The organism is Halorubrum sp. SP3 (assembly GCF_005435195.1).
Classification (GTDB): Archaea; Halobacteriota; Halobacteria; order Halobacteriales; family Haloferacaceae; genus Halorubrum; species Halorubrum sodomense.
This window is the reverse complement of sequence record NZ_SGTU01000004.1, coordinates 84,083-105,394: the sequence shown is the minus strand read 5'-3', so window position 1 is coordinate 105,394 and position 21,312 is coordinate 84,083. Positions and strand designations below refer to the sequence as shown.

Here is a 21,312-nt window from a genome sequence, read left to right as displayed (position 1 = left end):
CCGTGAACGCCACGATCCGCGTCGGCTGGCGGTCGAGCGTGGGGCTCACCGGTGACGTCCTCGCCGCGCTTCCCGTTCCTCTGGCGTTCCCGCTGCTGGTCGCCCTCTACTACGGCGAATCGCCGGTCCCGTTCCTCGCGGCGATCGCCGTCTCGATCGCGGTCGGAGCGGCGTTCCGGTCGGTGCGGGACCCGGCGGAGGACCTCGGGCCCCGAGAGGCGTTCCTCGCGGTGGCGATGATCTGGTTCCTCGTCGCCGCGGTGGGTGCGATCCCGTTCGCCGTCGCGGGCGTCGGCACGGTCGCGCATCCGGTGAACGCCATGTTCGAGTCGATGAGCGGGCTGACGACGACCGGCGCGACGGTGTTGCGCGACTTCTCGCTCCACTCGCGGTCCGTGCTGATGTGGCGGCAGGTCATCCAGTGGCTCGGCGGGCTCGGCATCCTGATTCTGGCGACCGCGGTCCTCTCCGAGATCGGGGTCGGTGGGGCACAGCTGATGGAGTCGGAGTCGCAGACCCAGGACGTCAACAAGCTCACGCCGAAGATCTCGCGGACGGCGCAGCTGATCTGGGGGATCTACTTCGGGCTCACCGGGCTCGCGGTCGCCGTCTACTTCCTGCTCGGGCTCGCGGTCGACCCGCAGATGGGCCTGTACAACGCGGTCGCGCACGCGTTCACCTCGGTCGCGACCGCCGGGTTCTCGCCGGAGCCGCAGAGCGTCGGCGCGTTCCACCCGCTCATCCAGTGGGCGGTCGTCCCGTTCATGGTGATCGGCTCGACGAGCTTCGTGCTCATCTACTTCGCGATCAACGGGGAGCCGATGCGCCTCCTGAAGAACGAGGAGTTCCACTTCTACCTCGGCGCGATGGGGACGCTCGCGTCGGTCGTCGCCCTCGGTCTGTTCCTCGATCCGGGCGCCACCTTCGGCGTCGAGGGGACGATACGCCACGCCGTCTTCAACGTCGCTTCGATCGTGACGACGACGGGGTACGCGAGCACCGACTACGTGGAGTGGGCGCCCGCGGCGAAGCACGTGCTGTTCATGGGGATGTTCGTCGGCGGGATGGTCGGGTCGACCACCTGTTCGATCAAGTCGCTCCGGTGGCTGGTCGCGCTGAAGTCGTTCAAGCGGAACCTGTTCACCGCCGTCCACCCGGAGGCGGTGCGGCCGGTTCGGATCTCGGGGAAGCCGGTCGACGAGGGCGCGATCCGCGACATCTACGCGTACCTCCTCCTCAGCATCGTGATCTTCTTCCTGCTCACCGTCGTCATCGTCGTCGACGCCGAACGGGCGGACCTCCGAGTGGACGAGTTCGAGGCGCTCGGCGCCGCGGCGACGACGTTCCTCAACATCGGTCCCGCGTTCGGCGACGCCGGCCCGTACGGGACGTTCGCGACGTTCCCGATGACGACGCGGGCCGTGATGATCGTCCTGATGTGGATCGGCCGGATCGAGATCGTCCCCGTGCTGGTGCTGTTCACGAAGGCGTTCTGGACCTCGTGACCCGTTTTCTCTCCCAGTCGTCGTCCCGTTTTCTCTCCCAGTCGTCCCTTCGACAGTTTAATACAGCGAACGGGCAACTCCCATATCGATCGGATACCTATGTCTTGGGGCGTCAACTGGAAGGCGAGCGTGGGGCTTCTCGGGGTCGGAATCAAGTACCTCGCCGTCACCCTGCTGGTTCCGCTGATCGTCGCGGTCGCGTACGGCGAGGACATCTGGGTGTTCCTGGTGTCGATGGCGCTCGTCGCGGCGCTCGGGTTCGCGGTCGAGCGGGTCGATCCCGACCCGGACCTCGGCCCCCGTGAGGCGCTGCTGTTCGTCTCGCTCGCGTGGCTCGCGGCGGCGGTGATCGGTACCATCCCGTACCTGCTTGCGGGCTACGGCACGGCGTCGACGATCGGGCTCCAGACCGGGTCGCTCGGTGCGTTCACCGAGTCGATCGTTAACGCCCTCTTCGAGTCGATGAGCGGGTTCACGACGACGGGCGCGACGGTGCTGGGCGAGATCAGCACGGACCAGCACTCCCACGCCGTGCTGATGTGGCGCCAGCTCACCCAGTGGCTCGGTGGGATGGGGATCATCGTCCTGATGATCGCCATCCTCCCGGAGGTCGCGGTCAACGGCGCGCAGCTGATGGACTCGGAGGCGCCGGGCCCGGAGCTCCAGAAGCTCACGCCGAAGATCGCGGAGACGGCGCGCGCGCTCTGGCTGATCTACTTCGGGTTCACCGTGCTGATGATCGCGGTCCTGTACGGGCTCCACCTCGTCGGGATGGCGCCGAAGATGAACCTGTTCAACGCGATCGCCCACGGGTTCACTGCCCTGCCGACCGGCGGGTTCTCGCCGAAGGCCGACAGCATCGCGGCGTTCTCGGCGGTCGTCCAGTGGGTCTTCATCCCGTTCATGCTCGTCGCCGGCGTCAACTTCGCGCTGTTCTGGCACGTGTTGCGCGGCGAGGTCGATGTGATGCTCGAGAACGCCGAGTTCCGCGCGTACGCCGGCGCCGTCGCGGTCGTGACCGCCGTCCTCGCGGTGCTGCTGTTCCGCGGCGCGGCGCCGACCATCGAACTCGGCGGTGCGACGCAGGGGGTCGCGGAGAACTCGCTCCGGCAGGCCGCGTTCCAAGTCAGTTCGCTGTTGAACTCCACCGGGTACGCCACCGCCGACTTCGCGCAGTGGGACACCGACGCCCAGATTCTGCTCATGTTCGCGATGTTCATCGGCGGCTCCGCCGGGTCGACCGGTGGAGGGGTCAAGATCGTCCGCTGGCTCGTCGTCGGCAAGGCGATCCGGCGGGAGCTTTTCACCTCGGCACACCCCGACGTGGTCCAGCCGATCCGGCTCAGCGGAAACATCGTCGACGAGGACGCGATCCGCGGCATCATGGCGTTCACCGTTCTGTACTTCGTGCTGTTCGGCGTCTCGGCGGTGTTCCTCTCGCTCGACGCCGCGCGGATCGGGGTCCAGCTGACGATGCTGGAATCGACGAGCGCGTCGCTCGCGACCATCGGGAACATCGGCCCGGGGTTCGGTCGGGTCGGGCCGTTCGGGAGCTACCTCTTTTTCCCCGACACGTCGAAGCTGCTGATGGTCTTCCTGATGTGGGTCGGTCGGCTGGAGATCGTCCCGGTGCTCGCGGTGTTCATCTCGGCGGTCGACAGTCGGTGACGGCGCCGGTCGTCCTCGGGAAACCGCCTTTCGACCGGTCGCACGGGCGATACCGACGCGGGCTCTCCGAACGTGGAGAGCGTATCTTCTTAACCGACGGGAATAGTGATCGTCGTATGACGAACACCGACGACGCCGACGGTCAGGACCTGCTCGGACACGTGCTCCTCCCCGTCGCACACGAGGAAGACGCGCTGGCGACGGCTCGGGCGCTCGAACCGTACGCTCCGAGACGAGTGACGGCGCTTCACGTCGTCGAGAAGGGCGGTGGCGTTCCGGACAAAACGCCCGTCGAGCAGTCCGAGGAACTGGCCGCTGAGTCGTACGCCGCCGTTCGCCGCGTGTTCCCCGCCGCCGACGAACACACCGCGTACGATCACGACGTTGTCGACGCGATCTTCGACGCCGCCGAGGCGGTCGACGCGAGCGCGGTCGCCTACCGCTCGCGCGGCGGGAACCGACTCATGCAGTTCCTCTCCGGCGATGTATCGCTGAAGCTGGTGACGAACGCGCCGCTTCCCGTCGTCGCGCTCCCGGTAGTGGACGGGGAGGACTGAGCGCCGGCCGTTCGACGGGACACCGACCGGAGATCACCGGCCGCCTCCGCCAAGCGGTAGGCTTTCGGTCGTCGATCCTGAAGCCCCCTTCATATGTATCTGATCGTCGTGGGCGCCGGCGACATCGGTACCCCGCTCGTCGACCTCGCGACCGCCGGCGGCAACGAGGTCGTCGTCATCGAACGCGACGGGGAGCGCGCGGAGCGGGCGTCGAGACAGTACGACTGCCTCGTGATCAACGACGACGCGACCTCGAAGGAGACCCTCCAAGACGCCGGTGCCGACCGTGCCGACGCCCTCATCTCGACGACCGATCAGGACGCGACGAACATCATGGTCTGTCTCCTCGCTCAGGAGCTTTCGGTCCCGAACATCGTTTCCGTCGTCCACAACCCAGAGCACATGAACGTGTTCGAGCAGATCGGCGTCAACACGATGCAGAACCCGCAGAGCCTGATCGCGGAGTACCTCTATCGAGCCGTGAGCCGGCCGTCGGTCGTCGACTTCATGCACATCGGCGAGGAGGCCGAGGTGTTCGAGATCAGCGTCGGTCCGGACGCGCCGATCGCCGGCAAGACGCTTCGGGAGGCGGACGAGGCGGACCTCATCGGGGGACAGACGCTGATCGTCGCGATCGAGCGGGACGGCGAGGGGAAGCCGATAACGCCGCGCGGGGGCACCCGTATCGAGGCGGACGACCTGCTCACGGTGTACTCGGGTGAGGGCGTGACCCCCGAACTGACCGACGTGTTCGGCCACACCGGGGACGGCGAGTGAGATGACCGACCGATCCGACGGGCTCCTCTCGGCCGATCTGGGGATCATCGCGCGGGACATCGGCTCGCTGCTCCTCATGGAAGCCGGGTTGATGAGTTTCTCCGTGGCCGTCGCGCTCGGTTTCGGGGAGTTTCACGCCGCGCTCGGGTTCCTGATCGCCGGCGGCGTGACGGCCGCGATCGGCGGCTTCGCGAACCGGCGGTTCGCCGACGCGCCGAATCCGAGGATGAAACACGGCATGGTCATCGCCGCCGGTGGATGGCTCACCGTCGCGGCCTTCGGGGCGCTCCCGTTGTTCCTCGCGGCGTGGCTGACGCCGCCGGCCGTCATGGACTCGTTCGTTCCCGCCGCGGCGGACGCGGCCTCGTGGGAGCCGATCGCGGTCGGGGGGACCACGACCGTTTCGAGCCTCGCCTACTTCCGCGACCCGCTCCACGCCTTCTTCGAGAGCATGAGCGGGTGGACCGGGAGCGGTCTGACGATGGCGATACACGAGCCGTCGCTGCCGCGGGCGGTGCAGTGGTGGCGGTCGTTCATCCAGTGGGTCGGCGGCGTCGGCGTTATCGTCCTCACCGTCTCCATCCTCTCACGGCCGGGCAGCGGGAGTTACGCGCTCTACCAGAGCGAGGCCCGCGAGGAGAAGATCCATCCGAGCGTCGTCTCGACGGTCCGGACCGTCTGGAAGCTGGTCGTCGGCTACACGCTGTTGGCCTTCGCGACCCTGTTCGCCGCGGTCCGGGCGAGCGAGAGCGCGTACGCCGAGTCACTCTCGGTCGGTGAGACCGCGTGGCAGGCGCTCAACCACGCGATGACCGGGCTCACAACGGGCGGATTCTCCGTCACGGACAACTCGATCGCGACGTACAACTCCGCGCTCGTCGAGGCCGCCCTGCTGCCGATCATGGTCCTCGGAGCGATCGCGTTTCCAGTCCACTACGTCGTGTTGCGGGATCGGCGGGTTCGCGAACTGGTCGACGACCTCCAGACGCGGTGGCTGTTGCTCCTGTTCGGGGCCGGCATCGCGGTTCTCTCGATCCAGAACGTCCTTTCCGTGCCGGCGACCGCCGGCGCGTTCTCGACGGGGTCGTTCCTCCCGGTCTCCGCGCTCTCCCTGGACGCGGCCCAGACCGACGCGATCCGGGATTCGACGTTCCAGTGGGTCAGCGCTCTGAGCTGTACCGGGTTTCAGTCGGCGCCGATCGGCCGGTGGGTCGCCGGCGCGAAGGTGCTCGTCGTCGGCGCGATGGTGCTCGGCGGCGCCGCCGGGTCCACCGTCGGCGGTATCAAAATCGTCCGCGGGTACACGGTCGCACGCGGGATCGTCTGGCAGTTCTCTCGCGTGTTCCTCCCGAAGAACGCGGTCGTCACCGCGCGCATCGGCGACCGAACGCTTGACCGGGAGACGATGGAGCGGGAGTTCGGCGAGGCCGCCATCGTCACGCTCCTGTGGCTCCTCGCGCTCGCTGTCGGGAGTCTCGTCCTCGTCAACGTCGCCGGCCCCGAGTTCACCTACGCCGACGCGCTGTTCGAGGTCGCCAGCGCGCAGGGGAACGTCGGCCTTTCGACGGGGATCACCGGCCCCTCGATGCCGCCGCTGGCGGAGGGAATGTTCCTCTTCAACATGTGGATCGGGCGGCTGGAGATCATCCCGGTGCTGGTGTTCCTTCGGGCCGGGATTTGGGGACTGAACCCGTAGCTGGTCCCGGTGAGTCGACGGGTCCCCGGTGCCCTCTCGCCCCGGTCACTCCGCTTCTCGCATCCGCCCCATGAACGACCAGTGAACCTCGTGGCTCCCGTCGGGCTGCGGCTCCTCGGTGACGTGATAGAGGTACGGACCGTGCGGGCAGTCGTCGCAGCCGTCCGCACAGCGGAACTGCTTTACCACTTCCGTGTGCCCCTCGTGTTCGGTGACGCGGAGGATGTCCTCGTTGTCCTCCGCCTCGACCGGCAGTTCCGCCTCTCCGTGATAGTGGAGTAGCTCCTGCGCGTGAACGATCGCTTTGCGGAGCTCTTCTGGCGAACGATCGGTCAACGCGTCCACCAGTTCCGGGGAGAGCCCTTCCGGCGGCGTTGGGCGTTCCGAGGATTCGGTCATGGGCGGAGATTGATTCCAGACCCATATAATCGATCCGCGGGGCGTCGGAACCCGATGAAGTCGGCCCGCCGCGCCCTTCCAGAATATAATGAATATTTATACGCGACCGGCCGGTAACGGGCGATATGTACGACGACGAGGAGCTCTCCGAGATCCGCGAGGCGAAGGAGTCGTGGGAGGCGGAGACGCTCGACCCCACCCTCGACCGCCACGGGGAGCGGAAAGAGCGGTTCGCGACGGTGTCGAACCGCGAGGTCGACCGCCTGTACACGCCCGACGACGTCGCCGACCTCGACTACGACGAGGACCTGGGGTTCCCGGGCGAGGAACCGTACACCCGCGGGGTCTACCCGACGATGTACCGCGGCCGCACGTGGACGATGCGGCAGTTCGCGGGGTTCGGCACCGCCGAGGAGACCAACGAGCGGTTCCGCTACCTGATCGACGAGGGGCAGACCGGGCTCTCGACCGCCTTCGACATGCCCTCGCTGATGGGGATCGACTCCGACGACGAGATGTCGCTCGGCGAGGTGGGCAAGGAGGGCGTCGCGGTCGACACCTTACGCGACATGGAGGTGCTGTTCGACGGCATCGACCTCGCGGAGGTGTCGACCTCCTTCACGATCAACCCGAGCGCCCCGGTGATCTACGCGATGTACGTCGCGCTCGCGGACCAGCGGGGAGTCCCGCGCGAGGAGCTTCGGGGGACCCTCCAGAACGACATGCTCAAGGAGTTCATCGCGCAGAAGGAGTGGGTGATCCCGCCGGAGCCCTCCCTCGAGTTGGTGACGGACACGATCGAGTTCGCGGTCGCGGAGACGCCCAAGTTCAAGCCCATCTCGGTGTCGGGGTACCACATCCGCGAGGCGGGGTCGACCGCGGTCCAGGAGCTCGCGTTCACCCTCGCGGACGGGTTCGCCTACGTCGAGGCGTGTCTCGACCGCGGGCTCGACGTCGACGAGTTCGCCCCCCAACTCTCCTTCTTTTTCAACTCGCACAACTCGCTGTTCGAGGAGGTCGCGAAGTTCCGCGCCGCGCGCCGGATCTACGCGAACGTGATGGACGAGTGGTACGACGCCGAGGCCGAGGCGTCGAAGCGGCTGAAGTTCCACACCCAGACCGCCGGGCAGTCGCTGACGGCCCAGCAGCCGCTCAACAACGTCGCGCGCGTCACGATTCAGGCGCTCGCGGGCGTGCTGGGCGGCACCCAGAGCCTCCACACCAACTCCTTCGACGAGGCGCTCGCGCTCCCCTCCGAGCAGGCGGTCCGCGTCGCGCTCCGGACCCAGCAGATCATCGCGGAGGAGTCGGGCGCGGCCGACATCGTCGACCCGCTCGGCGGCTCCTTCGCCGTCGAGTCGCTCACCGACGAGACCGAGGCCGAGGCGATGGAATACATCGAGGAGATCAGAGAGATGGGCGACGGCTCCGTGCGCGACGGCGTCTTACGCGGCATCGAACAGGGGTACTTCCACCGCGAGATCCAGGAGTCCGCCTACGAGTACCAGGAGCGCGTCGACGAGGGCGAGGAGACGGTCGTCGGCGTCAACGCCTACGAGATCGACGAGGACACCCGCCCGGACCTGCTGAAGGTCGACGAGACCACCCGCGAGCGACAGCTCGATCGGCTGGAGTCGGTGAAGGACGACCGCGACGGCGACGCGGTCGACGCCGCGCTCGACGACCTCAAAGCCGCCGTCGACGCCGGCGAGAACGTGATGCCCGCGATCGTCACGGCGGTGAAGACGTACGCGACGATGGGCGAGATCATGAGCGTGTTCGAGGCGGAACACGGGAGCTACCGCGAGCGGATCGGGGTCGCCTGACCGAGCGAAAACGAGGGGGAAAAACGGACCGACCGGGCGTTACGCCGGGTCGACAGACCGAGCGGACTCCGCGCACCATGCGCTGCCCCGACGGCCCGCTCGCCGGAGGTCGAGCTCGACGACCGAGCCGGCGTCGAGCGACGACAGCTCGGCCTCCACGTCCGGGTCGTCGTACTCGACGACGTACAGCGTCTCGTTGCGCGGGTGTTCACGGAGCGTGATCGCCCCGTGGTCGTTACACGCGTCGACGACCGTGTACTTGCCAGTGCGGTCCATCCCGCGTTGCGCTACGATATGGTCCGTGTTAACAGTTGCGCGCACCTGCGTGCGGACCGCACGCGCCGACCGCGAACGGTCCATTTTAATCGACCCGTCGCCTCGCTCGGGTATGACGGAGACGGAGGTCCCCGAGGACCACCCGCGGCACGCGTCGCTCGTGACGCGCCACCGGATCGAGGCGGGCGTCGAGAAGGGGATCACCTCGAAACAGGGACTGATCGCGGAGGGGCGCGGCGAGGCGTTCGACTACCTCCTCGGCGAACGCACGCTCCCGAGCGCCGACGACGCCGCGCGCGCCGCGGCCGCGACCCTCCTGCTCGCCGACCGCCCCGTGATCTCGGTGAACGGGAACGTCGCGGCGCTCGCGCCTGGCGAGACGGTCGAGCTGGCCGAGGCGGTCGGCGCCGACCTCGAGGTGAACCTGTTCAACCACACCGACGAGCGCGTCCGCCGGATCGCAGACCACCTCCGCGAGCACGGCGCCGACGACGTGAAGGGGCTCGCCGGCGACGGCGAGATCCCGGGCCTCGAGCACGCTCGCGGCGTCGTCGACGCCGACGGGATCGAGGCGGCCGACGTCGTCGTGGTGCCCTTGGAGGACGGCGACCGCGCCGCCGCGCTCGACGCGATGGGAAAGACGGAGATCGTGATCGACCTGAACCCCGGGAGCCGCTCGCCGCGGACGGCGGACGTGCCGATCGTCGACAACCTCCTGCGCGCGGTGCCGAACGTGACGGCGCACGCGCTGGACCTCGCGGACGCGTCGCCGGCGGAACTGGAGCGGATCGCCGCTGAGTTCGACGCCGACGCAGCGCTCGACGCGGCCGAGACGGCGATCCGCGGGGGGTCGTTCGCGGACGAGGCACCGAGCGACGGCGGCGCGGGTCCGGCGTAACCCCGTCGCGGCCCCCGCCGGAAGGCAAAAGCCTCCGCCGCCCGTATCGACGCACATGGAACTCGACGAGACGGACCGGGCGATCCTGCGGATCCTCCAGGAGGACGCGCGGACCCCGTTCTCGGAGGTCGCGCGTCGGATCGACATGTCCAGCGCGACCGTCCACGACCGCGTGAGCCGCCTCGAAGAGGCGGGCGTCATCCGGGGGTACCACGCCGACATCGACCCGAAGGCGGTCGGGTACGGCGTCGGCGCGTTCGTCGGCCTGCGCGTCGAGCAGGGGCGCGAGGAGGACGCGCTCGAACGCCTCCGCGGCATCGACGGCGTCCGCGAGATCCACCTCACCACCGGCGAGTGGGACGTCATCCTCCGGGTCGTCGCGGCCGACACCGACCGGCTCCGCGAACTGATGTTCGAGCGGATCGCGGAGACCGCGGGGTTCTCGCGCTCGCAGACGATGGTGATCTTAGGCACCGACTACGAGCAGCCGGGGCCGCCGCTGTAGCGAGACGGGAACCCCGTCGCCGCGCCGGGCGGCGAGCGGCGCCGCGCTCGCTCGGGACCGGAACGCTCAACTCGGGACCTCCCCGAAAGACGACCATGAGCACGGGTGTGGCGGACGGGTTCGATCCGTCGCCGGAACGGGCGTGGGCGGCGGTCGTCGGCGGTGTCGCCGCGGTGCTGGCGGTCGGATCGGTCGTCTTCCCGCGGACCGTCTACGACCGCTTCCTCTGGCGCTACTTCTGGGGGCCGGTGGTCGCGGACGGCGAAGGGGCGCAGTGCGCGGTCCGCGAGGCCGGCGGCACCACGGAGCTGCTCGGCACCGACGCGGCGTGTCAGTCGGCGCGGAGCGCCGGCGAGATCGTCGCCACCCCGGGCTACACCACCTTCTCGACGGTGAGCTACGTGGTGATCCTGCTGGCGATGCTGATCGGCGTCGTCTTCCTCCTCCGCCGACTCGACATCGCGACGGAGCTCCGCTTCTTCTACGCGCTGTTCCCGTTCATGCTGTTCGGCGGGGCGATGCGGACGGTCGAGGACGCGGGCGTCGCCGCGACCGCCGCCGGCGCCGAACCGCTGATCCCGTTCCCCGCGAGCGCGGTGCTGATCAGCCCGTTCATCTACTTCACGGTGTTCGCGTTCACGCTCGCGTGCGTCCTCGCGTCGTACGGGCTCGAACGCCGCGGCGTCGTCGACGACTACGCGCGCCCGCTGTTCGCGTCGGGAACCGCGGGGCTCGCGCTCGCGGTCGGGTATCTGTCCTTTCTCGCGGCCACGACCGGCTACGTCACCTTCTACCCGCAGGTGCTGCTGTTGACGCTCGTCATCGCGACGGTCGCGACCGCGGGCACGTGGGCGATCGCGACCCGACGGATCTCGACGATCCGGCAGGGCACCGGCGCCGCGGGGATCGTGATCATCTGGGGCCACGCGATCGACGGCGTGGCGAACGTGATCGGGCTCAACTGGATGCCCGCGCTGACCGGCACCCCGAACCTCGTCCCGAAACACGTCGTCAACGCGCTGATCGTCGACTGGACCGGGCGGCTGCTGCCGGAGTCGATCGTCTCCGTCACCGGCGACGCGTGGCCGTTCCTGCTGGTGAAGCTCGCGGCCGCGACGTTCGTCGTCTGGGTGTTCAACGGCGAGATGTACGAGGAGTCGCCGCGGTACACGCTGTTACTGCTGATCACGGTGCTGGCTGTCGGGTTGGGTCCGGGCACGCGCGACATGCTGCGCGCGACGTTCGGGGTTTGAATAGCAGTTTCCGACTCCGTCGTTCATTTATAAGCAACCGGCGGTAGCCGCTCCGAAGACGCCGCCAAATCCCGGCCACTCGCTTATAAATCGATGACTGCGGACCGACAGCGAACACCTCCAAAGCCCCAGCCGGGAGGCGGGCGCACGCTCGCTGTGCTCCTCAGTCGCTCGCTTCGCTCGCTCCTTGCGGTGCTTACGTCGTCATCAGAACGCTTCGCGTTCTGATTGGCTCACGAGAGCTTCGCTCTCGTGAACGCTTGCGCCCGCCTCCCGGCAGCGTGGCGCTACGCGCCACGGGCAACCGGCGGCGGAGCCGCCGGTGACTGCCCCTTTGAGTCCCGCCCCGCACAGCACCGCAACCGCGCCTCACGCCTCCCCAGCCTCGTCAGTCGCTTCCGCTTCGCTCCAGCGACTGACTCCCTCGCGCGTGCTCCTCGCGGCCGCCTCCGGCGGCCACTCGGAGGCACGCGCCGCCGCACCGCTCGGTTATAAATAACTCCCGGCGCACCGCGTCGCGATCGGTCACTCGGGTCCGCTCCGCAACGACACCTTATAAGCCGTCGCGGGCGGAACGGACTCGGTAATGCTGGACGGGGTCAACGTCGCGCTCGGCGTCTCGGGGAGCATCGCGGCGGTGAAGGTCGTCGAACTTGCCCACGAACTGCGCCGGTACGGCGCGAGCGTCCGCGCCGTCATGTCCCCGGCGGCGACGAACATCGTCCACCCGTGGGCGGTCGACTTCGCGACCGACGAGCCGACGGTCACCGAGATCACCGGGAGCGTGGAACACGTCGAGCTCTGCGGCCGCGAGGGGTGGGCCGACGTGCTCCTCTTGGCTCCGGCGACCGCGAACACCGCGGGGAAGGTCGCGGCCGCGGTCGACGACACGCCCGTGACGACGTGCGCGACGACGGCGCTGGGCGCGGACCTGCCGGTCGTGATGGCGCCCGCGATGCACGAGCCGATGTACGACCACCCGGGCGTCCTCGACGCGCTCGACCGCCTGGAGTCGTGGGGCGTCCGCTTCGCGGACCCCCGGATCGAGGAGGGGAAGGCGAAGATAGCGGCCGAGGACGATATCGTGACGGAGGTCGCGCGAGCGACGACCCCGCAGAGCCTCGCCGGGACGCACGTCGTCGTCACCGCGGGCGCGACGAAGGAGCGGATCGACCCGATCCGTATCCTGACGAACCGCGCGTCGGGGAAGACCGGCCGGGCGGTCGCTCGGGCGCTCTACGTCCGCGGCGCGCGGGTGACGCTCGTCCACGACGGGCCCGACGTCCCGTACGCCGACGCGGTCGCCGTCGAGACGGCCGACGAGATGATCGACGCCTGCCGGCGGACGGCCGCGACCGCCGACGCGCTGATCTCGGCGGCCGCCATCTCGGATTTCACCGCGGACGCAGTCGACCAGAAGATCCGATCCGGGTCGCCGCTGTCGGTCGATCTCCGGCCGACGCCGAAGCTCATCGACTCGGTCCGCGAGGCGTACCCCGACCTCCCCATCGTCGGGTTCAAGGCCGAGACCTCGGGCGACGACGCGGCGATGGTGTCCGAGGCCGAGCGGATCCGCGACCGCGTCGGCCTCTCCTTCGTCGTCGCCAACGACGCGAGCGTGATGGGCGGCGACGAGACGCGCGCGCTCCTCGTCGGCCGGACCGACCCCGACGAGTACGTCGGCGACAAGGACGGCCTCGGCGGGCTCGTGGCCGACGAACTCGCCGACGTACTCGGGTAATTCGGGGCCTCGACCGAGGTATAGCGAAATAGTTTTGGGCGTCCCATCGCTTGAACTCGGTGGATAGTCTCGTCGTTTTCGCGCGAAGACGCGAGAGATGGTTCACACATGTCAGACACAGACGCCCACCGCATACTCGTTCCCGTCGGCGACTCGGACACGCTCCGAGACACGGTCTCGTACGCCGTCGAGCGGGCGAGTGCGGCGGCACCGAACCGACCGGTCGAGTTCCACTTCGTCGTCGCGGCGGAGACGCAGTCGGTCGACCCGGACGCGCCCGAGGAGCTCGGCTCAGCGCGCGAACAGTTAGAGCGCGTCGCCCTCTGGGTCGAGGAGGACGCGGACTCCGCCGACGGCGCGACCGACGCGGCCGACGGCCCGCCGGACCGGTTCACCGTCGTCACCGACGTCGTCGGCACCGACCGGTACCTGTTCAGTCCGGGCGACTACGCCGACGCGCTCCTCGAGTACGCGGCCGAGACGGGGATCGACCGGATCGTCGTCGACCCGGAGTACAACCCCGCCGGCACCGCGTCGATGCTGCGGTCGATGTCGGTGGAGCTGGCCCGCGGCGACGTGCCGGTCGAGACGGCTCCGGACGACCGGCCGGCCCAGGGCGCGGTGCTCGCGCGCGCGGCGTCGCTGTCGAAGTACCTCTCCGTGTTCGTCGTCTCGTACCTGTTTTACATGTCGCTGAGCGCGTGGAAGCCGCTCGACTTCCTGACCGGCTTCGTGACGGCTTCGATCGTGTCCGTCGTCCTCGCGCCGGTCGTCGCGAACCGGTCGGCGCCGCTGGGGCTGACACTCCGGCGGCTCGCCCGCCTGGCGGTGTACGCCCCGTACCTCGTCAAGGAGATCGCGGTCGCGAACCTCCAGGTGGCGTACGTCGTCCTCCACCCCGACATGCCGATCGACCCGGAGGTCGTTCAGTTCCGGGCAGCGGTGTGGGGCGACGGGGCGGTGACGACGCTCGCGAACAGCATCACGCTCACGCCCGGGACCCTGACCGTCAACGTCTCCGAGCGCTCGTTCGACATTCACTCGCTGACCGCCGACTCCCGCGAGGACCTCTTCGACGGCGGGTTAGAGCGCGCGGTCCGGTTCGTCTTCTACGGTCGCGCGTCGGCGCGGATACCGACGCCGCGCGAGCGCGACGACGCCGGGGAGGGCCGGGATGGTTGAGTTCGAGACGGCGCTTCTGGCCATCGCTGCGGCCTTCGTGCTCTTCGCGGTCGTCGCGCTGTACCGGGTGTACGCCGGGCCGACGAACCATGACCGCGTCATCGCGGTGAACGTCGCCGGGACGAACACCGTCATCGCCATCACGCTCGTCGCGGCGGCGTACCAGGAGTCGACGTTCCTCGACGTGGCGCTCGTGTACGCCCTGTTGAACTTCCTGCTGTCGATAGCGTTCTCGAAGTTCAACGTCGAACGCGGGGGTGTGCTGTGACGCCGGCCGAGTGGGGCATCGTCGCCCTCGCGCTCGCGGGCGCCTTCTTCGGCGGCGTCGCGGCGGTCGGCCTCGTCCGGCTCCCGGACGTCTACACCCGGTCGCACGCGGCCTCGAAGAGCGACACGCTGGGGGCCATCCTCACGGTCGCCGCGGCCGCGCTCGCGCTCCAGTCCGGACTCTCGACGGCAAAGTCGGTGTTCCTCCTGTTGTTCATGTTCATCACGAACCCGACGGCGGCACACGCCGTCGCCCGCGCCGCACAGGACCAGGGAATCGAACCGTGGACCGCCGACGAGGGGGACGACTGATGCCGATCACGCTCGTCGAGGCCGCGCTGCTGACGTTCGTCCTCGGCTGCGCCCTCGGTGCGGCCCTGCTTGAGGACACGCTGGCGGCGGTGATGGCCTTCGCGGCGTACAGCCTGGGCGTCTCGGTGCTCTGGCTCGTGCTTCAGGCCCCGGACGTCGGCCTCACCGAGGCGGCGGTCGGCGCCGGCATCATGACCGTGCTGTTCCTCTTGGCGCTGTCGAACACCGTCTCGCCGGACGCGGACCGGCTGTTCGAGCCGATCCGCTGGCGGACGGTGGCGCTGGTCGGCGGGTTCGTCCTGCTGATCGGCGCCACGGTCCCCGCGCTGCCGGCCATCGGCGACCCGAACTCGCCGGTCGTCGCCGGCGAGGTGAGCCAGTACTACCTGGCGAACGCGTACGCCGAGACGGAGGTCAGAAACGCCGTGACGGCTGTGTTGGCGGCCTACCGAGGCTTCGACACGCTCGGCGAGGGCGTGGTCGTCTTCTCCGCGGTGGTCGTCACGCTGTCCGTCCTCCGCCGCGAGGTGGTGGCATGAGTACCGACGACGCTGGCCGGAACGCCGGCGACGCGGACGGCGCCGCAGGCCCGGACGCCGCCGACTCCCCCGACGCGGACGGCGACGAGGCGGCGCCCGGCCTGTACGTCGAGTCCACGATCATCATGACGACCGTCCGGCTCGTCTCCCCGTTCATCCTCACGTTCGCGCTGTTCATCATGTTCCACGGCGCGGATACCCCTGGCGGCGGGTTCCAGGGCGGCGTCATCGCCGGTTCGGTCGTGATGATGCTCGCGTTCGCCTACGGTATCGACTCGACCCGGCAGTGGCTCGACGGCCGCGTGATCGCGGCGCTGGCCTCCGGCGGCGTGTACGTCTTCGTCGGGATCGGTCTCGGCGCGATCGCGCTCGGCGGACAGTTCCTCCAGTACGCGGAGTACGAGGCGCTGTTCGGGCACGCGATCAAGTACGCGATCGAACTCGTCGAACTCAGCATCGGCGCCATCGTCGCCGCCGTCGCGATCGGGCTCTTCTTCCTGCTCGCGGCCGGCTTCGACCACGCCATCGAGGAGGACCCGTCATGACGCTCGACCTGCTCACGACTCACTACAACTACTACGCGGTCGCCCTGCTGCTCGGAATCGGCCTGTACACCGTCATCGAGTCGCCGAACCTCGTGAAGAAGGTCATCGGAATGAACGTGTTCCAGACCGGGATATTCCTGTTTTTCATCACGCTCGCGTTCCGCAACGGCGGGAATCCCCCGGTCATCACCGAGGGCGCCGGCCCGTACGTCAGCCCGCTCCCGCACGTGCTCATCCTGACCGCCATCGTCGTCGGGGTGAGCCTGACGGCGGTGGCGCTCGCGCTCGTCGTGCGCGTCTACTCGGAGTACGGCACGCTCGACGAAGACACCTTGGAGCAACTCTACCATGATTGAACACCTCATCGTCCTGTTGGTCGTCCTGCCGATCCTCGGCGCCGCGGTCCCGCCGCTGGCCAGCCTGCGTTACGACCGCGTCGGGTGGGCGGTCGCGACGGCGACGACGCTCGGTCACGCCGCGTTCGCCGCCGCGCTCGCGTGGACCGTCTGGACCGACGGCACCGTGCGGTACGCGGTCGGCGGCTTCGCCGCTCCGTACGGGATCGAACTCGTCGCCGACGGGCTGACGATCCTGCTCGTCGCCCTCGTCAGCGCCGTCTCGCTCGGCGTGCTCGCGTACGCCAGACACGCCGGCCCGCACGCGAACACGTTCTACTCGCAGTTCCTCCTGCTCGTCGCCGGCCTGTCCGGGATGACGGTGACGGGAGACGTGTTCAACCTGTACGTCTTCCTCGAGATCACGGGGCTCGCGGCGTACGGGCTCGTCGCGAGCGGCCCGGGGGCGCGGTCGGCCGTCGCGGCCCTGAAGTACCTCGTCATCGGGACCATCGGCGCGTCGCTGTACCTGCTCGGCGTCGGCTACGCGCTCGCCGCCACCGGCACGCTGAACATGGCCGACCTCAGCGTCGAACTCGCCGAGGTCGGCTACGACTCGACGCTCGTTTTGACCGCGTTCGGGCTGATAGTCGCCGGCCTGACGGTGAAGGTCGCGCTGTTCCCGCTCCACACCTGGCAGCCCGACGCGTACGCCGACTCGCCCGACAGCGTGAGCGCGTTCATCTCGGCGCTCGTCTCGACCGTGTCGGCGTACGCGCTCGCTCGCGTGCTGTTCTCGGTGTTCACGGTCGACTTCCTCGAGGCCGTCCCCACCGCGCGTTGGGCGCTGGTGGGCGTCGCCTGCGTCAGCATCGTCGCCGGGAGCGGCCTCGCGGTCGCGCAGTCCGACGTGCGTCGGATGCTGGCGTACTCGTCGGTGTCGCAGTTCGGACTCGTCATCGCCGGCTTCGCCATCGCGACGCCGCTGGCCGTCGTCGGCGCGACTGTCCACCTCGTCGGCCACGCGGTGATGAAGGGCGGCCTCTTCGCCGTCACCGGGATCATCGAGCGCAGGACCGGCGCGACGACGGTCGGCGGCTACGCCGGCATGGGCGGTCGCGTTCCGGTCGCCGCCGGCGTCTTCACGCTGTTGGCGCTCGCGATGGTCGGGGTCCCGCCCGCCATCGGGTTCGTCGGGAAGTGGTACATCGTCCTCGGCGCCGTCGACGCCGGCGTCTGGCCGGTGGTCGTCGTCCTCCTGGCGAGCACGCTGTTGACGCTGGCGTACTTCGCTCGGCTCGGCGAGCGACTCTACTTCGCCGAGCCGACGATCACGTCGGGGTCGACCGCCGCGACCGACGGCGGCGAGAGCGTCTCGACCGGGATGATCGTGACCGTCGTCGTCGCCGCCGTCCTCGCCGTCGCGCTCACGGCCGCAGTGCCAGTGATCGACCAGCTGATCGACCAGACCGTGTTCGAGTTGATACGCCAATGACCGACGTCGCCTCCCTTCGACCGTTGTTCGCCGTGCTCGTGTCGGCCGTGGCCATCCCGATCATCCTCTCGCTGCGGTCGCGGCCGAACGTCCGAGAGGGGGTCACCCTCGCCGTCGCCGCGACGAAGTTCGGCCTCGTGGCGAGCATGGTGCCGGGGGTCCTCGCGGGCACCACCTACGTCACGCGGATCGGCGAGTTCGGGAACGGGATCTCGCTCGCGCTCCGCGCGGACCCGCTCGGGATCCTGTTCGCGCTGCTCGCGAGCCTCCTGTGGATCGTGACGAGCTTCTACTCCATCGGGTACATGCGCGGGCTGAGCGAACACGCGCAGACCCGCTACTTCGCCTCCTTCGCCGCCAGCCTCGCGTGTGCCGTCGGCGTCGCGTTCGGGGCGAACCTCGTCACCCTGTTCGTCTTCTACGAGCTGCTGACGGTGTCGACGTACCCGCTCGTCACGCACGACGAGACGGACGAGGCCCGCGCGGCCGGCCGGAAGTACCTCACGTACACCTTCGGCGGCGGCGTCGCCGTCCTCGGCGGGACGGCGCTCGTCTACGTGCTGACGGGCACTACGGCGTTCACGCCGGGCGGCATCGAGGCGCTCGCGACCGCGGACCCGACGCTGGCGCGGGCGGCGTTCGCCCTCTTAGCGGGCGGGTTCGGCGTCAAGGCGGCGCTGATGCCCGTCCACTCGTGGCTCCCCGACGCGATGGTCGCGCCGACGCCGGTCTCGGGACTGCTCCACGCGGTCGCGGTCGTCAAGAGCGGTATCTTCGGCATCGCCCGCGTCGTCCTCGACGTGTTCGGGACGGAGACGATGGCGGAGCTGGGCGTGGCGCTGCCGCTCGCGGCGGTCGCGGCGATCACGCTCCTGACCGCGAGCGTCATCGCGCTCAGACAGGACAACCTCAAGCGGCGGCTGGCGTACTCGACGATCAGCCAGCTGTCGTACATCGTCCTCGGGCTCGCGCTGTTGGAGGGCGACGCGCTGATCGGCGGGCTGCTCCACATCCCGGCGCACGCGTTCATGAAGCTCACCCTGTTCTTCTGCGCGGGCGCGATCCACGTCGAGACGCACACGGACGACATCAGCGACATGGCGGGCATCGGCGACCGGATGCCGCTGACGATGGCGGCGTTCGCCGTCGCCGCCGCGGGGATGGCCGGGATCCCTCTGGTCGCCGGGTTCGTCAGTAAGTGGTACATCGTCATCGGCGCGCTGCAGGGCGGTGGCCTCGTCTTCGCCGCCGCGCTGTTGATCTCCGGCGTCCTCAACATCGCGTACTTCTGGCCGGTCGTCTACCAGGCGTACTTCGAGTCGCCCGAGGGGCACGACGAGAAGCCCCTCCTGTCCGCGCCGCTGGGGGGCCGCAGCGGGCCTCGCGCCGACGGCGGCGGCGAGACCGAGGCGTACGGCGACGCCTCCGCCGCCGAGACCCACGACGACGCGCACGGCGCTGAAACCCACGACGACGCGCACGGCGCTGAAACCCACGAGGACGGTCACGACGTCGAGAGCCGCGACGACGGTCACCGCGGTCACCACGGCGGGCCGCCGGCGAGCGGCTGGGACGTCCGCGGGTGGCGCGGCGCCGAGAGCACGTGGTTCATGCTCGGGCCGATCTTGACGGCCGCGAGCCTGTCGGTCCTGCTCGGGGTCGTCCCGCGGACCGCCGTCTTCCTCAGGATCGTCGAGACCGTCGTCGGCTCGCTCCCGGGGGTGGTGGTCTGATGACGAACGCCCTGACCGCCCTTCCGCCAGGACCGGTGCTGCTGGCGGTGGCCGTGCTGATCGCGCTGCTGTCCCGGCGGGTCGGCCACGCGCTCGGCGTCGCCGCCTCCGGGGCGGCGGTCGCCTGGGCGTGGACCGTCCCGGCCGGCGCACATCTCCAGGCCACGTTCCTCGGCTTCGACGCCGTCCTGCTCAACGTCGACGAGTTCTCGCGGCTGATGGGGCTGATATTCGGAATTATCGGCGCCGTCGCCGTCCTGTACTCGTACGCGAGCGAGGCCGAGAGCGTTCAGACCGCGTTCGCGTTCTCGTACGTGGCGACGAGCTACGGCGCGGTGTTCGCGGGTGACTGGCTCACGCTGCTGTTCTTCTGGGAGCTGATGGCCGTCACCAGTACGCTGCTCGTCTGGCACTACCGGGGCGAGGCGGTCCGGGCCGGCTTCCGCTACGCGCTGTTCCACGGGCTCGGCGGCACGCTGCTGATGGCCGCCGTCCTCGGTAACTACGTCGCGAAGGGGACCTTCCTGTTCGCGACCGTTCCCGGCGGCCCCGAGACCGCGGGGATGGTCGCCGGGCTGCCGGCCGCGCTCGCCGCGGTCGGAATCGGCGTCAACGTCGGGTTCATCGGCCTCCACGCGTGGCTCCCCGACACCTACCCGCGCCCCCACATCGCCGCCAGCGTCTTCCTCTGCGTGTTCACCACGAAGACCGGCGTCTACGGGATGTACCGGGCGTTCCCCGACGGCCACGTCGCCATCGCGTACATGGGCGGCGGGATGGCCGTCTTCGGGGCGACCTTCGCGCTGTTCCAGAACGACATGCGCCGGCTCCTCTCGTACCACATCCAGTCGCAGGTCGGCTACATGATCGCCGGCGTCGGCATCGGGTCGGCGCTGTCTCAGGCCGGCGCGTTCGCCCACGTCTTCAACCACATCCTCTACAAGGGGCTCCTCTTCATGACGGCCGGCGTCGTCGTCTACCGGACCGGCGAGGAGAACCTGAAGAAGCTCGGCGGCCTCGCCCGCGAGATGCCGCTCACCGCGGGGGCGTTCGTCGTCGCCGCGCTCTCGATCGCCGGGTTCCCCGGGTTTAACGGCTTCGTCAGCAAGGGGATAATCATCTCCGGAAGCCACTACACGTTCGGCAAGGGGCCGCTCCCGCTCGGGGGGTTCGGCACGCTGGAGTGGCTGCTCCTGCTCGGCGGAGTCGGGACGTTCATGTCGTTCATCAAGTTCGGCTACTACGCGTTCTTCCACGGCGAGTACGACGGCGAGGTCGAGGACGCCAACCGCGGCCAGGCCGCCGCGATGGTGACCGTCGCCGTCCTCTGTGTGGCCTACGGGATCTTCGACGGCGCGCTGTTCGCGCTGTTGCCCTTCGACGTGACCGACGGCGCCGTGGTCGACCACGTCTACGTGACCTACACCGTCCCCCACGTCATCGAAGGCGCGCTGCTCGGCGTCCTCGGGCTGATCGGCTTCGCGCTCACGAAGAAGCCGCTCTCGAAGCTCGGGCGCGTCCCCGACGTCGACTCCCTGTACAACCCCGCAGTGTTCTACGGGTCCCGCGGGCTCGTCGTCGGCGTCACGGAGCTCTACGCCGCCGTCGACCGCGCCGCGGTCGGCTTCGCCCGGCTGACGATCCGGACCGTCACCGAACCGCAGGCGGCGGTCCGGCGAGTCGGCGGCGACGTCGACATCAAGTCCGGCATCGGGCGCAGCGTGCTGGTCTTGACGGTGGCGGTCGGCGTCGCGCTGTTCGCGGTCTTCCTGCTCTGAGCGGTTCCGGGCCGCCCGCTCCGGG

22 protein-coding genes are annotated in these 21,312 nt (G+C 69.3%); 19 read left to right on the top strand and 3 right to left on the bottom strand.

All coding sequences use genetic code 11. From position 1 onward, the window contains the following. Positions 1-2: 2 nt before the first annotated feature. The 5 genes from EXE42_RS04505 (at position 3) to EXE42_RS04485 (ending at position 6,203) form a co-directional block, all read left to right on the top strand. Positions 3-1,505, top strand: a complete 1,503-nt coding sequence (locus EXE42_RS04505) for a TrkH family potassium uptake protein (protein WP_137693763.1) — start codon at positions 3-5, stop codon at positions 1,503-1,505. A 99-nt stretch (positions 1,506-1,604) separates the two neighbouring features. Beyond that, positions 1,605-3,173, top strand: coding sequence for a TrkH family potassium uptake protein (locus EXE42_RS04500; protein ID WP_137705975.1), 1,569 nt, complete (start codon positions 1,605-1,607; stop codon positions 3,171-3,173). A gap of 116 nt (positions 3,174-3,289) precedes the next feature. Further along, complete coding sequence (locus EXE42_RS04495) at positions 3,290-3,730, top strand: universal stress protein (protein ID WP_137705974.1); 441 nt, start codon at positions 3,290-3,292, stop codon at positions 3,728-3,730. A gap of 93 nt (positions 3,731-3,823) precedes the next feature. Then, entirely contained in the window at positions 3,824-4,507 is a 684-nt protein-coding gene (locus EXE42_RS04490; protein WP_092921428.1) for a TrkA family potassium uptake protein, read from the top strand. Between the two features lies 1 nt (position 4,508). Next, positions 4,509-6,203: a potassium transporter TrkG gene (locus EXE42_RS04485; RefSeq protein WP_137705973.1), complete on the top strand. Its 1,695-nt coding sequence runs from the start codon at positions 4,509-4,511 to the stop codon at positions 6,201-6,203. Between the two features lie 45 nt (positions 6,204-6,248). Here the strand turns inward: EXE42_RS04485 and EXE42_RS04480 are convergent, their stop codons facing one another. Further along, a complete protein-coding gene (locus tag EXE42_RS04480; protein WP_092921432.1) occupies positions 6,249-6,602 on the bottom strand; it encodes a hypothetical protein in 354 nt (117 codons plus the stop codon). Between the two features lie 125 nt (positions 6,603-6,727). On the opposite strand from EXE42_RS04480, the gene EXE42_RS04475 reads away from it, so the two are divergent. Further along, the gene (locus tag EXE42_RS04475; protein ID WP_092921434.1) at positions 6,728-8,428 is read left to right on the top strand and encodes a methylmalonyl-CoA mutase; all 1,701 of its coding nucleotides are present in this window, start codon (positions 6,728-6,730) and stop codon (positions 8,426-8,428) included. Between the two features lie 39 nt (positions 8,429-8,467). Here EXE42_RS04475 and EXE42_RS04470 read toward each other — a convergent pair whose 3' ends face one another. Continuing rightward, on the bottom strand, positions 8,468-8,704 hold the full coding sequence (locus EXE42_RS04470; protein WP_092921436.1) for a hypothetical protein: 237 nt from the start codon (positions 8,702-8,704) through the stop codon (positions 8,468-8,470). Positions 8,705-8,816: 112 nt separating this feature from the next. Between EXE42_RS04470 and EXE42_RS04465 the strand changes: the two genes are divergently transcribed. The 3 genes from EXE42_RS04465 to EXE42_RS04455 all read left to right on the top strand — a co-directional run bounded on the left by EXE42_RS04465 (position 8,817) and on the right by EXE42_RS04455 (position 11,360). Next, positions 8,817-9,602, top strand: coding sequence for a phosphopantothenate/pantothenate synthetase (locus tag EXE42_RS04465; RefSeq protein ID WP_137693760.1), 786 nt, complete (start codon positions 8,817-8,819; stop codon positions 9,600-9,602). A 55-nt stretch (positions 9,603-9,657) separates the two neighbouring features. Beyond that, the gene (locus EXE42_RS04460) at positions 9,658-10,107 is read left to right on the top strand and encodes an Lrp/AsnC family transcriptional regulator (RefSeq protein ID WP_092921440.1); all 450 of its coding nucleotides are present in this window, start codon (positions 9,658-9,660) and stop codon (positions 10,105-10,107) included. A gap of 95 nt (positions 10,108-10,202) precedes the next feature. Further along, on the top strand, positions 10,203-11,360 hold the full coding sequence (locus EXE42_RS04455) for a DUF63 family protein (RefSeq protein ID WP_137705972.1): 1,158 nt from the start codon (positions 10,203-10,205) through the stop codon (positions 11,358-11,360). A gap of 388 nt (positions 11,361-11,748) precedes the next feature. Here the strand turns inward: EXE42_RS04455 and EXE42_RS18500 are convergent, their stop codons facing one another. Then, positions 11,749-11,889, bottom strand: a complete 141-nt coding sequence (locus EXE42_RS18500; RefSeq protein ID WP_158293692.1) for a hypothetical protein — start codon at positions 11,887-11,889, stop codon at positions 11,749-11,751. Positions 11,890-11,946: 57 nt separating this feature from the next. Between EXE42_RS18500 and coaBC the strand changes: the two genes are divergently transcribed. The 10 genes from coaBC to EXE42_RS04405 all read left to right on the top strand — a co-directional run bounded on the left by coaBC (position 11,947) and on the right by EXE42_RS04405 (position 21,287). Beyond that, entirely contained in the window at positions 11,947-13,101 is a 1,155-nt protein-coding gene (gene coaBC, locus EXE42_RS04450; RefSeq protein ID WP_137705971.1) for a bifunctional phosphopantothenoylcysteine decarboxylase/phosphopantothenate--cysteine ligase CoaBC, read from the top strand. Between the two features lie 108 nt (positions 13,102-13,209). Further along, positions 13,210-14,283 carry a monovalent cation/H+ antiporter subunit E gene (locus EXE42_RS04445; RefSeq protein ID WP_092921447.1) on the top strand — a complete coding sequence of 358 codons (1,074 nt, stop codon included), beginning with the start codon at positions 13,210-13,212 and terminating at the stop codon, positions 14,281-14,283. Continuing rightward, a complete protein-coding gene (locus tag EXE42_RS04440) occupies positions 14,276-14,551 on the top strand; it encodes a cation:proton antiporter (protein ID WP_092921449.1) in 276 nt (91 codons plus the stop codon). Before EXE42_RS04445 ends, EXE42_RS04440 begins: the two co-directional genes overlap by 8 nt. Continuing rightward, positions 14,548-14,862: a monovalent cation/H(+) antiporter subunit G gene (gene mnhG / locus EXE42_RS04435; protein WP_092921451.1), complete on the top strand. Its 315-nt coding sequence runs from the start codon at positions 14,548-14,550 to the stop codon at positions 14,860-14,862. The genes EXE42_RS04440 and mnhG overlap by 4 nt, the downstream gene beginning before the upstream one ends. Beyond that, complete coding sequence (locus tag EXE42_RS04430) at positions 14,862-15,401, top strand: DUF4040 domain-containing protein (protein ID WP_092921453.1); 540 nt, start codon at positions 14,862-14,864, stop codon at positions 15,399-15,401. Before mnhG ends, EXE42_RS04430 begins: the two co-directional genes overlap by 1 nt. Further along, positions 15,398-15,946: a Na(+)/H(+) antiporter subunit B gene (locus EXE42_RS04425; RefSeq protein ID WP_092921455.1), complete on the top strand. Its 549-nt coding sequence runs from the start codon at positions 15,398-15,400 to the stop codon at positions 15,944-15,946. The genes EXE42_RS04430 and EXE42_RS04425 overlap by 4 nt, the downstream gene beginning before the upstream one ends. Continuing rightward, positions 15,943-16,302 carry a cation:proton antiporter subunit C gene (locus tag EXE42_RS04420; RefSeq protein ID WP_092921457.1) on the top strand — a complete coding sequence of 120 codons (360 nt, stop codon included), beginning with the start codon at positions 15,943-15,945 and terminating at the stop codon, positions 16,300-16,302. Before EXE42_RS04425 ends, EXE42_RS04420 begins: the two co-directional genes overlap by 4 nt. After that, positions 16,295-17,776 (top strand): monovalent cation/H+ antiporter subunit D family protein, encoded by a 1,482-nt coding sequence (locus EXE42_RS04415; RefSeq protein ID WP_137693756.1) that lies wholly within the window; start codon positions 16,295-16,297, stop codon positions 17,774-17,776. Before EXE42_RS04420 ends, EXE42_RS04415 begins: the two co-directional genes overlap by 8 nt. Beyond that, entirely contained in the window at positions 17,773-19,509 is a 1,737-nt protein-coding gene (locus tag EXE42_RS04410) for a cation:proton antiporter (RefSeq protein WP_137693755.1), read from the top strand. Before EXE42_RS04415 ends, EXE42_RS04410 begins: the two co-directional genes overlap by 4 nt. Then, entirely contained in the window at positions 19,509-21,287 is a 1,779-nt protein-coding gene (locus EXE42_RS04405) for a Na(+)/H(+) antiporter subunit D (RefSeq protein WP_092921464.1), read from the top strand. The genes EXE42_RS04410 and EXE42_RS04405 overlap by 1 nt, the downstream gene beginning before the upstream one ends. Positions 21,288-21,312: the final 25 nt, after the last annotated feature.

Coding starts and splice junctions, on each gene's coding strand:
- EXE42_RS04500 (WP_137705975.1), top strand. CDS start 1,605: ATGTCTTGGGGCGTCAACTGGAAGGCGAGCGTGGGGCTTCTCGGGGTC.
- EXE42_RS04495 (WP_137705974.1), top strand. CDS start 3,290: ATGACGAACACCGACGACGCCGACGGTCAGGACCTGCTCGGACACGTG.
- EXE42_RS04490 (WP_092921428.1), top strand. CDS start 3,824: ATGTATCTGATCGTCGTGGGCGCCGGCGACATCGGTACCCCGCTCGTC.
- EXE42_RS04485 (WP_137705973.1), top strand. CDS start 4,509: ATGACCGACCGATCCGACGGGCTCCTCTCGGCCGATCTGGGGATCATC.
- EXE42_RS04480 (WP_092921432.1), bottom strand. CDS start 6,602: ATGACCGAATCCTCGGAACGCCCAACGCCGCCGGAAGGGCTCTCCCCG.
- EXE42_RS04475 (WP_092921434.1), top strand. CDS start 6,728: ATGTACGACGACGAGGAGCTCTCCGAGATCCGCGAGGCGAAGGAGTCG.
- EXE42_RS04470 (WP_092921436.1), bottom strand. CDS start 8,704: ATGGACCGCACTGGCAAGTACACGGTCGTCGACGCGTGTAACGACCAC.
- EXE42_RS04465 (WP_137693760.1), top strand. CDS start 8,817: ATGACGGAGACGGAGGTCCCCGAGGACCACCCGCGGCACGCGTCGCTC.
- EXE42_RS04460 (WP_092921440.1), top strand. CDS start 9,658: ATGGAACTCGACGAGACGGACCGGGCGATCCTGCGGATCCTCCAGGAG.
- EXE42_RS04455 (WP_137705972.1), top strand. CDS start 10,203: ATGAGCACGGGTGTGGCGGACGGGTTCGATCCGTCGCCGGAACGGGCG.
- coaBC (WP_137705971.1), top strand. CDS start 11,947: ATGCTGGACGGGGTCAACGTCGCGCTCGGCGTCTCGGGGAGCATCGCG.
- EXE42_RS04445 (WP_092921447.1), top strand. CDS start 13,210: ATGTCAGACACAGACGCCCACCGCATACTCGTTCCCGTCGGCGACTCG.
- EXE42_RS04440 (WP_092921449.1), top strand. CDS start 14,276: ATGGTTGAGTTCGAGACGGCGCTTCTGGCCATCGCTGCGGCCTTCGTG.
- EXE42_RS04430 (WP_092921453.1), top strand. CDS start 14,862: ATGCCGATCACGCTCGTCGAGGCCGCGCTGCTGACGTTCGTCCTCGGC.
- EXE42_RS04425 (WP_092921455.1), top strand. CDS start 15,398: ATGAGTACCGACGACGCTGGCCGGAACGCCGGCGACGCGGACGGCGCC.
- EXE42_RS04420 (WP_092921457.1), top strand. CDS start 15,943: ATGACGCTCGACCTGCTCACGACTCACTACAACTACTACGCGGTCGCC.
- EXE42_RS04415 (WP_137693756.1), top strand. CDS start 16,295: ATGATTGAACACCTCATCGTCCTGTTGGTCGTCCTGCCGATCCTCGGC.
- EXE42_RS04410 (WP_137693755.1), top strand. CDS start 17,773: ATGACCGACGTCGCCTCCCTTCGACCGTTGTTCGCCGTGCTCGTGTCG.
- EXE42_RS04405 (WP_092921464.1), top strand. CDS start 19,509: ATGACGAACGCCCTGACCGCCCTTCCGCCAGGACCGGTGCTGCTGGCG.